General features: G+C 73.4%; 14 protein-coding genes. 5 read left to right on the top strand and 9 right to left on the bottom strand.

Going from position 1 to position 12,464, the window contains the following annotated elements; all coding sequences use genetic code 11:
- Positions 1 to 57: 57 nt before the first annotated feature.
- Entirely contained in the window at positions 58 to 1,377 is a 1,320-nt protein-coding gene (locus tag OG422_RS19965) for an MFS transporter (RefSeq protein ID WP_405744009.1), read from the bottom strand.
- A 153-nt stretch (positions 1,378 to 1,530) separates the two neighbouring features.
- On the opposite strand from OG422_RS19965, the gene OG422_RS19970 reads away from it, so the two are divergent.
- Positions 1,531 to 2,478, top strand: coding sequence for a LysR substrate-binding domain-containing protein (locus OG422_RS19970; protein WP_405747914.1), 948 nt, complete (start codon positions 1,531 to 1,533; stop codon positions 2,476 to 2,478).
- A gap of 35 nt (positions 2,479 to 2,513) precedes the next feature.
- Here the strand turns inward: OG422_RS19970 and OG422_RS19975 are convergent, their stop codons facing one another.
- Entirely contained in the window at positions 2,514 to 3,395 is an 882-nt protein-coding gene (locus tag OG422_RS19975; protein WP_405744010.1) for an alpha/beta hydrolase family protein, read from the bottom strand.
- A 103-nt stretch (positions 3,396 to 3,498) separates the two neighbouring features.
- Here OG422_RS19975 and OG422_RS19980 point away from each other — a divergent pair, with 103 nt between their 5' ends.
- Positions 3,499 to 4,635, top strand: a complete 1,137-nt coding sequence (locus tag OG422_RS19980) for an adenosine deaminase (RefSeq protein ID WP_405744012.1) — start codon at positions 3,499 to 3,501, stop codon at positions 4,633 to 4,635.
- Positions 4,636 to 4,799: 164 nt separating this feature from the next.
- On the top strand, positions 4,800 to 5,087 hold the full coding sequence (locus OG422_RS19985) for a hypothetical protein (protein WP_143941392.1): 288 nt from the start codon (positions 4,800 to 4,802) through the stop codon (positions 5,085 to 5,087).
- Positions 5,088 to 5,170: 83 nt separating this feature from the next.
- On the opposite strand, the gene OG422_RS19990 is transcribed toward OG422_RS19985, so the two are convergent.
- From OG422_RS19990 to afsQ1, 5 genes are all read right to left on the bottom strand, one after another.
- The gene (locus OG422_RS19990) at positions 5,171 to 5,377 is read right to left on the bottom strand and encodes a PspC domain-containing protein (protein WP_143941391.1); all 207 of its coding nucleotides are present in this window, start codon (positions 5,375 to 5,377) and stop codon (positions 5,171 to 5,173) included.
- A 46-nt stretch (positions 5,378 to 5,423) separates the two neighbouring features.
- A complete protein-coding gene (locus tag OG422_RS19995) occupies positions 5,424 to 5,936 on the bottom strand; it encodes a VanZ family protein (RefSeq protein ID WP_185993868.1) in 513 nt (170 codons plus the stop codon).
- 236 nt (positions 5,937 to 6,172) lie between these two features.
- Complete coding sequence (locus tag OG422_RS20000; RefSeq protein WP_405744014.1) at positions 6,173 to 6,799, bottom strand: hypothetical protein; 627 nt, start codon at positions 6,797 to 6,799, stop codon at positions 6,173 to 6,175.
- Positions 6,796 to 8,406 (bottom strand): ATP-binding protein, encoded by a 1,611-nt coding sequence (locus OG422_RS20005; RefSeq protein WP_405747916.1) that lies wholly within the window; start codon positions 8,404 to 8,406, stop codon positions 6,796 to 6,798. Before OG422_RS20005 ends, OG422_RS20000 begins: the two co-directional genes overlap by 4 nt.
- A gap of 92 nt (positions 8,407 to 8,498) precedes the next feature.
- On the bottom strand, positions 8,499 to 9,176 hold the full coding sequence (gene afsQ1, locus OG422_RS20010) for a two-component system response regulator AfsQ1 (RefSeq protein ID WP_185993866.1): 678 nt from the start codon (positions 9,174 to 9,176) through the stop codon (positions 8,499 to 8,501).
- A 288-nt stretch (positions 9,177 to 9,464) separates the two neighbouring features.
- Here afsQ1 and OG422_RS20015 point away from each other — a divergent pair, with 288 nt between their 5' ends.
- Positions 9,465 to 10,205 (top strand): SigE family RNA polymerase sigma factor, encoded by a 741-nt coding sequence (locus tag OG422_RS20015; RefSeq protein ID WP_143941388.1) that lies wholly within the window; start codon positions 9,465 to 9,467, stop codon positions 10,203 to 10,205.
- Between the two features lie 275 nt (positions 10,206 to 10,480).
- On the opposite strand, the gene OG422_RS20020 is transcribed toward OG422_RS20015, so the two are convergent.
- Positions 10,481 to 10,972, bottom strand: a complete 492-nt coding sequence (locus OG422_RS20020; protein ID WP_143941387.1) for an OsmC family protein — start codon at positions 10,970 to 10,972, stop codon at positions 10,481 to 10,483.
- 74 nt (positions 10,973 to 11,046) lie between these two features.
- Positions 11,047 to 11,736 carry an ATP-binding protein gene (locus tag OG422_RS20025; protein WP_251076577.1) on the bottom strand — a complete coding sequence of 230 codons (690 nt, stop codon included), beginning with the start codon at positions 11,734 to 11,736 and terminating at the stop codon, positions 11,047 to 11,049.
- 323 nt (positions 11,737 to 12,059) lie between these two features.
- Between OG422_RS20025 and OG422_RS20030 the strand changes: the two genes are divergently transcribed.
- On the top strand, positions 12,060 to 12,446 hold the full coding sequence (locus OG422_RS20030; protein ID WP_405744017.1) for a hypothetical protein: 387 nt from the start codon (positions 12,060 to 12,062) through the stop codon (positions 12,444 to 12,446).
- The last annotated feature ends 18 nt before the right edge of the window (positions 12,447 to 12,464 follow it).

Below are 12,464 nucleotides of genomic sequence, written 5' to 3' on the forward strand. Positions count from 1 at the left end.
GAAGGGCCCGCCCCACCAGGACAGGTGGTGGGGCGGGCCCTCCGGGTTCGGGGGCGGTTACGCGGCCTTCCGGAGCCGCAGCAGCCGCTGCTCGGTGAGCGCCTTGCGGGTGGCGTAGAGGGTGATTGAGGCGGCGGCGACCATGGCCAGCAGGCCGAGGACGACGGTGCCGTCCCAGCCCGCCGCGTGGAAGGCCACCGCGCCGAGCGCGCCGCCGATGCTGCTGCCCGCGTAGTACGTGCACTGGTACAGCGCGGACGCCTGGGCGCGGGCCGACTTGGCGGCGCGGCTGACCGAGGACGAGGCGACCGCGTGCCCGGCGAAGAACCCGGCGGTGATCAGGATCAGCCCGGCCAGCACCCCGGTGACCGCGTCGGAGAGGGTCAGCAGCAGCCCGGTCGTCGTCGTACCGACCGCGAGGTAGAGCGCGCCACGGCGCCCCGTCCGGCCGACCAGCTTGCCCGCCGCCGCGGACGACACCGTGCCGACGAGGTACACCAGGAAGATCGAACCGACGATGCCCTGCGGGAGGTTGAAGGGTTCGGAGACCAGGCGGTAGCCGATCACGGTGTAGACCGCGCCGAAGACCGTCATGAACAGCGCGCCGATGCCGTACAGCCGCCGCAGCAGCGGGTCGGCGAGGTGGCTGCCGAGGGTACGGGCGAGGGCGCGCGGGCCGACCGCGCGGGGTGCGAAGTGCCGGGCGCGGGGCACCAGCACCCGGAAGACCACCGCGCACACCACGGCCATCAGTCCGACCGCGGCGAGCGCCGCCCGCCAGCCCCACGCCTGCGCGACCCAGCCGGTCACGATCCGGCCGGACATGCCGCCGATGCTGTTGCCCGCCACGAACAGGCCGATCGCGCCGACCAGCGCCCGGGGGCGGACCTCCTCCGCGAGGAACGCCATCGCCGAGGCGGGCAGCCCCGCCAGCGCCACGCCCTGCGCGACGCGGAGCGCGATCAGCCAGCCCAGCGACGGCGCGAACGGCACGAGCAGGGCGAGCAGCGCGGCGACGGTGAGCGAGGCGGTCATCATCGTGCGGCGGCCGAAGCGCTCGGAGACCGCGCTGAGCGGGATCACCGCGACCGCAAGACCGAAGGTGGCGCCGGAGACCGTCCAGCTCGCCTGGTCCGGCGAGACGTGCAGGGACGCGGAGATCGCGGGCAGCAGCGCCTGCGTCGAGTAGAGCAGCGCGAAGGTCGCGAGACCCGCGGCGAAGAGGGCGAAGCTCATCCGGCGGTAGCCGGGGCCGCCCGGGTGCAGCTTGGCCGCGTCGGGGTCGACGGCGGCGGCCACGGGGGAGGAGTCGGGGGACGACAGGGGAGAGGCGACCGCACGGGTGGTGACGGACGCCCCGGTATCAGCGGGAGGCATGGTCCGAACATAGGCCGACCGTGTTTTATGCGTCCAATGCATAGAAACGTCATAATCGATGTGGTGACGTATGACAGCAGCTCACAGCGCGCTGTGTCACCGCTTCGCAACAGAAAAGACATGCAGGACGGGCAAGAGGAAGGGCGCCGGACGATGGCGACGGAACGGACACGGGCGCCCGACGGTGTCGATGTCGGCGACGGGTCGTGGGCGCTCGCCCTCGCGCCCCGTCTCGCGCAGTTCACCGCGGTCGCCCGGTACGAGCACGTCACCCGCGCCGCGCAGGAACTCGGTATGCCGCAGCCGACGCTCAGCCGGGCGCTGGTGCGGCTGGAGGGCGATCTCGGCGTCGCCCTCTTCGCCCGGCACGGCCGGACCCTCTCGCTCACCCCGGCGGGCCGCGCCTTCCGTGACCAGGCGGAGAAGGCACTCGCCGACCTGGACCGCGCCACCGAAGCCGTCCGCGCCGACGCCGACCCCGCCGCCGGGAAGGTCGCCTTCGGCTTCCTCCATACCCTCGGCTCCGAGACCGTCCCCGGACTGCTGCGCACCTTCCGCGCCGACCACCCCCGGGTCCGCTTCCAACTCGTCCAGAACCACGGCGAGGCGATGATCGAGCGGCTGCGCGCCGGCGACCTCGACCTCTGTCTGACCTCGCCGGTGCCCGACTACCCGGACCTCGTCGCCCGCCGCCTCGACGAGCAGAAGCTGCGGCTCGTCGTCCCGGACGACCACCCCCTCGCCGTCCGCAAGCGCATCCGGCTGGCCGAGGCGGCGAACGAACTCTTCGTCACCCTCGAACCGGGCTACGGGCTGCGCCGGATCACCGACGCGCTCTGCACCGAGGCGGGGTTCGCGCCCCGGATCGCGTTCGAGGGCGAGGAGGCGGAGACGCTGCGCGGACTGGTCGCCGCCGGGCTCGGCGTGGCACTGCTGCCGCCGCCCGCGGTGCCCCGGCCCGGCGTCGCCGAACTGACCGTCACCGCGCCCCGGGCGGTCCGCGAGATCGGCGTCGCCTGGCTCGACGGTCACCAGGACACCCCGCCGGTCGCCGCCTTCAAGAAGTTCCTGCTGAGCCGCCGAGGGCTGCTGCTGCGGTGAAATCCCCTCAACTCCCTTGTAAGCAAAGGGTGTTGCTATCGCCGTAGCGACTTCCCGAATCCGGCGGCCAGCGGCATCCGCAGGCCCAGCGGCGGCGGCGCGGCCATCGCGTCCTGCACCGGGCGGGCGAAGTCGTGGGCGAAGAGCGCGCCGAGCAGGAAGTCGACGGCCAGCGCATGGACCTCGGAGCGGTGCTGGAGCAGCGCATGACCGTCGGAGTGCACCTCGAACCGGCAGGTGTCCCGGTTGATCTTCTTGGCGCGCTCGGCGTAGCGGTACGACAGCTCCGGGTCGGTGCGCCCGTCGTTCGTCCCGTGGACCAACAGCACATGGCGGCCGATGAGTTGCTTGACCGGATCGGCCGCCCGCCGGGCCGGGCCGTCACCGGGCGTCTCCGCGCCGTCCGGTCCGGCGTCGTCCGCCGCCTCCGGGGAGCCGCCGTCCGCGCCCGGTTCCGGGAACCACGGCGCGAGCCCCAGCACCGCGCCGACGGCCGGATGGCCCGCCGCGTGCAGCGCCGCCCGCGCGCCCATGCCCGCGCCGACCAGGCAGACCGGTACGTCGCCGTAGCGCCGGACGACCTCGGCCACCGCCCAGGCGGCGTCCCGCGCCGGATCGGCCGCGTCGCCGTTCCAGCCCCGGCGGCGGTAGCGCACCACATGGGCGGTCAGCCCCTCGGCGCGCCCCGCGCGGGCCAGCCGGCCGGCGAGCGGCCGGACCGCGAGCGCCGACAGCGGCGACGGGCGTCCCGTACCGTCCGGAGCGCCGTCCGGCAGTAACAGCGCCACCCCGCTCACCGAACGCCCGGACCGGCCCGCGCCGCCTCGCCGCAGCGTGGCGCGTACCCCTTCGTCGCCGGACACTCCCAGCGGTTTTCCCAGCCGGGCGTCACGCACCGGCAGTGCTTGCTGAGTCATGCCCAGAACGATGGCAGATCGCGGGGAGCGGGCCACCCCGTGGACGGGTCACCGTTACGTATCGTTCGGTGAGTTCTACGCGCGTAGGCGCTACAGTGCCGCAATGACGAGCGAGACCAGCACCCTCCCGACCAGTGACCAGATCCGGCGCGCACCGAAGGTGCTGCTCCACGATCACCTCGACGGCGGACTGCGCCCCGGCACCATCGTCGACCTCGCCCGCGACCGCGGCTACGCCGGACTGCCCGAGACCGACCCGGAGAAGCTCGGGATCTGGTTCCGCGAGGCGGCCGACTCCGGTTCGCTGGAGCGCTACCTGGAGACCTTCGCGCACACCTGCGCCGTCATGCAGACCCGCGAGGCGCTGACCCGGGTCGCCGCCGAATGTGCCGAGGACCTCGCCGCCGACGGAGTCGTCTACGCCGAGATCCGCTACGCCCCCGAACAGCACCTGGAGGGCGGGCTGAGCCTCGAAGAGGTCGTCGAGGCGGTCAACGACGGCTTCCGTGAGGGCGAGCGGCGGGCCCGCGCGGCCGGTCACCGCATCCGCGTCGGCGCACTGCTCACCGCGATGCGGCACGCCGCCCGCGCCCTGGAGATCGCCGAACTCGCCAACCGCTACCGCGACCTGGGCGTCGTCGGCTTCGACATCGCGGGCGCCGAGGCGGGCTACCCGCCCACCCGCCACCTCGACGCGTTCGAGTACCTCAAGCGCGAGAACAACCACTTCACCATCCACGCGGGCGAGGCGTTCGGGCTGCCGTCGATCTGGCAGGCGCTCCAGTGGTGCGGCGCCGACCGGCTCGGCCACGGGGTGCGGATCATCGACGACATCCAGGTCGGCGACGACGGCGCCATCACCCTCGGCCGCCTCGCCTCGTACGTCCGCGACAAGCGCATCCCCCTGGAGATGTGCCCCAGCTCCAACCTCCAGACCGGCGCCGCCCCCTCGTACGCGGAGCACCCGATCGGGCTGCTGCGGCGGCTGCAGTTCCGGCTCACCGTCAACACCGACAACCGGCTGATGAGCGGCACGACGATGTCCCGGGAGTTCGAGCACCTGGTGCGGACGTTCCGGTACACCCTCGACGACATGCAGTGGTTCACCGTCAATGCGATGAAATCAGCATTCATTCCTTTCGATGAACGTCTCGCCATGATCAACGACGTCATCAAGCCGGGCTACGCGGAGCTGCGCGCGGAATGGCTCTTCCCGAAGGCGGCCCCAACTTCCGTGTGACAAACGGCTTCTGAGGCGGCGTGAGCCGCGTACGGGGGAGCGGACGGGACGGCCGGGGCGATGCACACCGGCCGTTTTCCCGTGTCCGGGGATATTTGCGGCGGTACGGGCGGCTCACTACGTTGCGTTACCGGTCGACTCCCCCTCATGAGGACGTAATTGCGATGAAGCAGGGAACCATCAAGACGCTCGGCACCGCCCTCCTCGGCGTGGCCTTCGCCGCCACCGCCGCGGGCTCCGCGTCCGCCGCCCCGGCGATCGACGCCGGACAGCTCGGCGGCGTGCTCAAGAAGCTGCCCGTGAAGCAGACGGCCACCACCGTCTCCGGCGTCTCCAAGACCGCCCACTCGGCCACCGGCGACATCCAGGCCATCCCCAAGGCCAAGGGCAACCACCTCCTGGGCGGCCTGCCCACCCAGGCCCTCGGCAAGGCCCTCCCCCTCGGCGGCTGATCCCGGCACAGCACGCCCGTGCCCCGGTCCGACACCCCCGTACGGACCGGGGCACCGCCGTGTCCGGGCCCGTACGGCGCCGGTCACCAGGCGGAGGCGGCGCTCTCCGACTCGGAGGGCAGCAGCAGCCACAGCGCCAGGTAGACGAGGAACTGCGGGCCGGGCAGCAGACAGGAGAGGACGAAGAGCACGCGCATCGTCGTCGGCGTCGTACCGAAGCGACGGGCCAGGCCCGCGCAGACTCCGGCGATCATGCGGTTGTTGCGGGGGCGGACCAGTGCGGCGGCCATGAGGGCTACTCCTTCTCGACGGTGCGGAGCGGATTGCCCCGACACCTCAAAGGTAGGTACGCGACGCGGAGAGGACATCAGCCTTCGGAAGGGGGCCGACCCTGGTGATTTTCGGGGTCGGACCCCTGAGATCCTCAGCCCGGCGGCGGAGCCGCGCCCGGGCCCTGGGGACGACGGCGAGATGCGCCAAAGCCACCCCCAGGATGTTCAGCAGCAGCGCGTCGACGTCCGGCACGCGGCCCGGCACCGACGCCTGCAACGCCTCCAGGACCAGCGCCAGCAGCCCGCCCGCCCCCACCGTACGCAGCAGGGACAGCACCGGGGAAACGTTCAGGCGTCCGGCGGCCAGCGGCAGCAGCACGCCCAGCGGGGCCAGCATCAGCAGCGGGGCGCCGAGGTCGCACACCGCCGCCCACGGGCCGCGGGCCAGCGCGGCGCCGATCGTCGCCAGCGGTTCGACATTCGCCTCCGGGACCCAGGGCACCGCCCGGGGCCACAGCATCAGACGGCCGACGATCAGCAGATGCACCACGAGGAGGATCCGTCCGGTGGCGCGCATACGGAAGGTGGCGAAAACGCCGGGGCCATGCTGCACACAGCCCAGGACGCCGGGAGCGGCGGCCGTGGTTCCGCCCGCATCCGCCCGAGTGCGGGCAAGGCGGGTGGAATCCCGCCCCCGATCCGGCTGCCCCCCGGGCGTGTCCGCGAAGTCCCGCCTGGCTCGCGACGCCCGGCACACACCCTCGCGCGCGAGCCCCGCCCTCCGGGCGGACGACGGGACGTCACGGACACGCCCTACGGCACGATCGGTGTCTCCTCGACCGTGTCCCGCCCCGCGTCCGGGTGGGCGCGGACGTCGGCCGTGCAGGCGTAGCGGTGCGGCTCCGCATCGTCCGGGCCGCCGAGGATCGCCCGCCGCGGGTGACCGAGCGGCGCGGAGTCGCCGAAGGTGCAGGCGAGCTGGGCCAGCGCGAAGGACGGCAGGGCGTCCGGCGGGACGCTCAGCCGCAGGGTCCCTGACGGATCGCCCGGCCGCGCCCCGGCGATCGTCAGGTCCTCCGGCACCGCGGACGCGAAACCGGCCTCCTCCTCGCGCGGCGACGGCGGACGGCGCACCTCGTCGAGGAGGACCCGGGCCGCCCGCAGCTGCGCGGTGTCCGCAGGCCGGTCCGCGGTGCGCGGCACCGTGCGGGCGACGGGCACCAGCGCCCCGCCGCACACCAGATACACCCTGGCCGGTATCCGGTCGGGACCCTGCTCGTCCGCGCCTCGCTCCCGTACCTCGCAGCTGACCCGGGACGGCGCGCCCCCGGCGTCCACCGGGACGGTCGTGCCGCGCACCCCGCAACCGGCCAGCGTCAGGGCCGCGACGGCGGTCAGCGCACCGGCCCCCGGCCGCCGCAGCCGCCCGTCCCGGCTCACCGCCCGTCCTCCGTACCACTGCGGGCACCGGCGTCATCGGCGCCCGGTGCCCGGGGCGCACCGCCGCCCTCGGTGCGGTCGTCCCCGGCCAGCCGGGAGGCGTCCATCGGCAGCCGCAGCGTGAAGACCGCACCGCCCTCGGGAAGGTTGGCCGCGGTGATCTCGCCGCCGTGGATGTGCGCGTTCTCCAGGGCGATCGACAGGCCCAGACCGCTGCCGTCGGAGCGGGGCCGGGACGCGCTCGCCTTGTAGAAGCGGTCGAAGACGTGCGGCAGGACCTCTTCGGGGATGCCCGGACCGTGGTCGCGCACCCGGATCAGCAGGACGCCGCCGGGCGCAGGCCCGTCGTCCGGCTCCCCGTCGGACATCGCCGCGCTGCTGCCCGCGCGGACCGCGCCGGGCGCGCACCGGTGCTCCGTCCCCGCCGCGTCCTCCGTACGGACCGACACCCGCACCGGCGAGCCGCCGTGCTTGAGGGCGTTGCCGATGAGGTTGGCGAGGATCACGTCGAGGCGGCGCGGGTCGAGGCGGGCGACGATGCCGCGGTCGGCGTCCAGCTCGACGGCGTCCAGCCACGCCCGCGCGTCGATGCACGCCGTCACCTGGTCCGCGACGTCGACGCCGTCCAGCACCAGCCGGGCGGTGCCCGCGTCGAAGCGGGTCACCTCCATCAGGTTCTCCACCAGGTCGTTCAGCCGCCGGGTCTCGCTGACCACCAGCCGCACCGCGGGCTCGATCATCGGGTCGAGGGAGTCGGCCTCCTCCTCCAGGACCTCCGAGACCGCGGTGATCGCCGTCAGCGGCGTGCGCAGCTCGTGCGACATGTCCGCGACGAACCGCCGCGACGCCGCCTCCCGCGCGCTCAGCTCCTCCACCCGCTGCTCGACCTGCTCCGCCGTGCGGTTGAACGTCCGCGACAGATCGGCCAGTTCATCGGTGCCGGTCACCCGCAGCCGGGTCTCCAGCCGCCCCTCGCCCAGCTGCCGCGCCGCGTGCCCGAGCCGCTGCACCGGCCGCAGCACCATCGTCGCAGCCGCCTGCGCCAGCAGCGCCGAGCCGACCAGCGCCAGCGCCGTCGCGATCCCCAGCGACCAGGCCAGCGAGTTGAGGTCCTGCCGCTCCGTCGCCAGCGACTTCATCAGATAGCCGGTCGGCCCGCCGCCGGTCACCTTCGCCCCGGCGATCAGATACGGCACGTCCCCGACTTCCTTGCGCTGCCAGTACAGGTGGTGCGAGAAGCGGTTGGCGTCGTCCACCGGACGCGCGGTACCGACCGCCGTGCGCAGCGACTGAGGGACGCTCTTCGGCGTCAGCAGCTTCCGGTCCGTCGTGGCCACGCACTCCTTGCGCTCGGAGTCCGTGCCGATCAGCAGCACCGCGTAGTTCTGCGGCCCGGCCGCCATCTGCCGCGCCGCGTCCTGGAGTTCCCCGCACCGCGGCTGCACCGGCAGCGCACCGGCCCGCTCGCCCAGCGCCGTACGGAAGTCCTTGAGCACCGCGTTCTGGGTACGGTCGAGCACGGTGTTGCGGTTGAGCCAGTACGCGATCCCGGACGCGGAGACCGCCGCCGTCAGCGCGACCAGCGCGAAGACGAACACCAGCCGCATCCGCAGGCTCGTCCAGCGCAGCAGCCCCGCCGCCCGGCGCCGGAACCGCGGCAGCCGCCGGGCGCGGTCCGCCGCCCCGGGGGAGCCGTCCGTCACTGCGGGGTGTCCAGCCGGTAGCCGACCCCGCGGACCGTACGGATCAGCGTCGGCGACGACGGGACGTCCTCGACCTTGGCCCGCAGCCGCTGCACACAGGCGTCCACCAGCCGCGAATCGCCCAGGTAGTCGTGTTCCCACACCAGCCGCAGCAGCTGCTGGCGGGAGAGCGCCTGACCGGGGCGGCGGCTCAGCTCCAGCAGCAGCCGCAGCTCCGTCGGGGTCAGCTGAAGGTCCTCGCCGTTCTTGGTGACCGTCATCGCCGAGCGGTCGATCACCAGCGAACCGAACGTCGCCGAATCGCTGGACTCCCGCTCCCCGCGGCGCAGCACGGCCCGGATCCGGGCGTCCAGCACCCGGCCCTGGACGGGCTTGACCACATAGTCGTCCGCCCCGGACTCCAGGCCCACCACGACGTCGATGTCGTCGTTGCGCGCGGTCAGGAGAATGATGGGCAGTTGGTCCGTACGCCTGATCCGCCGGCACACCTCGAAACCGTCGATGCCCGGCAGCATCACATCCAGCACGATCAGATCCGGCCGCTGCTCACGCAGCAGCTGGAGGCCGTCCTCGCCCGACGCCGCGGTCACCACACGGTGACCTTGGCGCGACAGCGAGAGTTCGAGAGCCGTGCGGATGGCGTCGTCGTCCTCGATCAGCAACAGGAATGGCACGTCCGCCATTCTGGCCCATGGCCCCCCGCCGCATCGACCGGCCGGCGCCGCGGAACTCCGACCTGTCTCCCGGGCGCCGCCAACCGCTCCACGAAGAGCGCAAAAGACCCCCCAAGGCACATCTCCCACCGCTGTGACGTGCACATCGAGCATGTCGCGGCCCCTGTGACAGGGCTGTGACAGTCGACGGACACCGCGATGAAACTGCGTTGGCAGGGTTCTTGGCACCGGGAGGGACACCGACCGGAACAGACCGACGAACCAGGCTCTACCGACGGGGGGCGCGAGATGAACACCAAGCACGCCACGAGCACCGGCGCGGTGGTCACGCGTCTCCACGATGTCGCACGGGCCGCCGAGAAGTCCGGTGCTGCGGGAGGGCGGGGGTGCTTCCGCGGCACCGGACGTCAGCGGCAGCCGTACCGGATCGCCGTCGACGCCACGGTGAACGGCCCGGCGCCCGCCGGACGGCCGGAGGCCCCGGCGCCCACCGCGTCCGCCGCCGAGTCCGACGCCGCCTTCACCGCGTACGTACAGGAGCGCCGCGCCGCGCTCTACGCCACCGCCTACCACCTGACCGGCGACCGCTACGAGGCCGAGGACCTGCTGCAGAGCGCGCTGTTCTCGACCTACCGGGCCTGGGACCGGATCAGCGACAAGGCGGCGCTCGGCGGCTACCTGCGGCGCACCATGACGAACCTGCACATCAGCGCGTGGCGTCGCCGCAAGCTGAACGAATACCCCACCGAGGAACTGCCGGAGACGGCGGGCGACGTGGACGCGATGCGCGGCACCGAACTGCGCGCGGTGCTCTGGCAGGCGCTGGCCCGCCTCCCCGAGACGCAGCGCACGATGCTGGTCCTGCGCTACTACGAGGGCCGCACCGATCCGGAGATCGCGGACATCCTCAACATCAGTGTCGGCACGGTCAAGTCCAGCATCTGGCGCTCGCTGCGCCGGCTGCGCGAGGACGAGGTCCTCAGCTTCGGCCGTGACGAGGAGGAGTCCTTCGGCGAGCTGGTGGCCTGAAGGATGGGGAGAAGCCCGAGGGGATGAAGGGGCTGCGGACACGTCCCGGACACGGGGGATACGGGGGAACCGGCCCGAGCGGAGCACTCCGCGACGGCCGGACGTACCCGGGACGCGTCCGCGAACAAGGGGAAAACGGGGGAACACGGGGGAAGACGAAGCGGGTTCGGACAGCCGGGGGGCTGTCCGAACCCGCTTCGTCGTGTGTACGCAAGGGAGGGGCCGGGCCGCTCCGCAGCGACGCCCCCTGGGTGAAGCCCCCTACCGCAGGGCCCCTACCGCAGGGCCTCTTCCTGCACCTCGACCGTCGGCTCGAACCGGACCGGGAACGCCACGGAGTTGGCGATGAAGCACTTGCGGTGCGCCTCGTCGTGCAGTTCGAGCGCCCGCTCGCGCATGGTCTCCGACACCACCCGCACCCTCGGGTGCAGCACCGCCTCCGTGAACGCGCCGCCCCCGCTGCCGTCCTCCGCCATCGTGGCGCCGGAGATGTCCTCGTACCCGTTGACCGTCACGCCGTTCACGGAGCACAGCGAGAGGTAGGTCAGCATGTGGCACTGGGACAGGGAGGCGAGCAGCAGCTGTTCCGGGTTCCAGGCGTCGGCGGAGCCCAGGAACGCCGGGTCGGCGGTGCCGAAGAGCGGCGGCGGGCCCACCGAACTCACCTCGTGGTCGCGGTCGTAGTCGCGGTAGCCGCTGGTGCCCGTGCCCTGGTCGCCGGTCCAGACGACGCGGGTGCGGTAGGTGTGTTCCCTGGCCTTCGGCATGAACGTCCTCCTGAGACGCCGTTCGCGTTCCGGCGCCGGATCCGGCCGCCGGGCTCAGGGGGAGCCTACGTGTGTCACTTCCGGCCCGCCGCCGTACGGGAGATCCCCGCCCCTTCGGGGGATTCCGTCTCCCCGGGGCGCCCGTCCGGGCCCGCCGACCGCGCCGCCGCTATCCGGGCCAGCGCCTCGGGGCGGGCGCACGGATGGGCGCCGAGCGCCGACTGGCGTGCCACCACGGAGCGTTCGGTCCGCAGCAGCCGCAGCCCGCGGCGTATCAGATACGGCACCGGCTTACGGCTCTCGCGCACGTCCCGCAGCAGCCGTCGGCGGAACGTCGTGGTGGGCCGTCCGCGCAGGCAGAGGGCGTCGGCGAGCAGCCCGGCGGCCCGGCAGCGGTCGATCACCTCGGCGGCGAAGATGCCCTCCGCGACGAAGAGCGCGGCGCCGTCCAGCGTGACGTCCGCGACGCCGGTGCGGGCGCTCGCCCCGATGTCGTACACCGGGACCGCCGCGCGGCCCTCGTGGCAGAGCGCGGTGACGGCGGCGAGCGCGGCGTCCGCGTCCCAGGAGAGCGGCGAATCCCAGTCCGCGCCGCCGCCGTCGGGCAGCTGCGGCAGCGTCGGGTCGGTGCCCTCCTTGTAGAAGTCGTCAAGCCGGAGCACCGGCAGGCCCGTACGGGCGGCGAGGGAGGACTTGCCCGATCCGGAGGGACCGGTCAGCAGCAGAACGCGGGCGGGGCGCCGGGCGGCGGACGGAAAGCTCACGGGAGCCCATTGTCCGGCATGAGGCCCGCCGGGCCACCCCCTGGGGCGGGACCGCGACGTCGTGCCTGGTCCGGGACGTGCCGCGGCGGGCGGGCCCCGGACCGGGACGCCGGACGCCGCGGGTCCCCTCTGGGGCGGGCCGTGACGGTGTGCCGCAGGCAGGCCCCGGGCCGGGCCGCGACGGTGCGCCGCCGCCCCGCCACGAAGTGGATCGACCGGCACCCCATCAACTACGCTGTGCGGTCAAGCGATTACCCAAGGTTCCCTCTCCCGTGGAAGGTTTCCCACCGGGCGCCTTCCGCCCCACAGGCAGGTGGCAGCGCATGGCCTCACACGCACGTCCCAACCCCAACCGGCTCCCCCGTACGCTCCTGCGGGCCTCGCTCGCGGTCTCCGCCGCCGGAGCCGCGCTCGTGGCGGGCGGCGGCGCGGCGAGCGCGGCCCCGGTGACATCCACCGACACCGGCGCCACCGCGTCCGCGCTCTCCGGCGCGCTGCTCCACTCCGTGGCCGGGGCCACCGGCCCGGTCAAGAACCTCCAGCTCGACCCGCTGGCCAACACCTCCGTCGACCCGCTCGCCAACGCCGTCGGCACCCAGATCGCCGACTTCAAGCCCATCGGCACCCAGCTGGCGACCGACCCGGTCACCAAGGGCGGCGCGCTCAAGGACCTGCCGCTGATCGGCGCGGTCACCCGCCTCCTGCCGTAGGGCGCCCGGCCCCGGAAC

Origin of the sequence: Streptomyces sp. NBC_01525 (genome assembly GCF_045040405.1) — a bacterium.
Classification (GTDB): Bacteria; Actinomycetota; Actinomycetes; order Streptomycetales; family Streptomycetaceae; genus Streptomyces; species Streptomyces benahoarensis.

Bases quoted from the DNA above. Each gene is read 5' to 3' on its own strand.
- OG422_RS19965 (WP_405744009.1), bottom strand. From the start codon at position 1,377: ATGCCTCCCGCTGATACCGGGGCGTCCGTCACCACCCGTGCGGTCGCC.
- OG422_RS19970 (WP_405747914.1), top strand. From the start codon at position 1,531: ATGGCGACGGAACGGACACGGGCGCCCGACGGTGTCGATGTCGGCGAC.
- OG422_RS19975 (WP_405744010.1), bottom strand. From the start codon at position 3,395: ATGACTCAGCAAGCACTGCCGGTGCGTGACGCCCGGCTGGGAAAACCG.
- OG422_RS19980 (WP_405744012.1), top strand. From the start codon at position 3,499: ATGACGAGCGAGACCAGCACCCTCCCGACCAGTGACCAGATCCGGCGC.
- OG422_RS19985 (WP_143941392.1), top strand. From the start codon at position 4,800: ATGAAGCAGGGAACCATCAAGACGCTCGGCACCGCCCTCCTCGGCGTG.
- OG422_RS19990 (WP_143941391.1), bottom strand. From the start codon at position 5,377: ATGGCCGCCGCACTGGTCCGCCCCCGCAACAACCGCATGATCGCCGGA.
- OG422_RS19995 (WP_185993868.1), bottom strand. From the start codon at position 5,936: ATGCGCGCCACCGGACGGATCCTCCTCGTGGTGCATCTGCTGATCGTC.
- OG422_RS20005 (WP_405747916.1), bottom strand. From the start codon at position 8,406: ATGCGGCTGGTGTTCGTCTTCGCGCTGGTCGCGCTGACGGCGGCGGTC.
- OG422_RS20015 (WP_143941388.1), top strand. From the start codon at position 9,465: ATGAACACCAAGCACGCCACGAGCACCGGCGCGGTGGTCACGCGTCTC.
- OG422_RS20020 (WP_143941387.1), bottom strand. From the start codon at position 10,972: ATGCCGAAGGCCAGGGAACACACCTACCGCACCCGCGTCGTCTGGACC.
- OG422_RS20030 (WP_405744017.1), top strand. From the start codon at position 12,060: ATGGCCTCACACGCACGTCCCAACCCCAACCGGCTCCCCCGTACGCTC.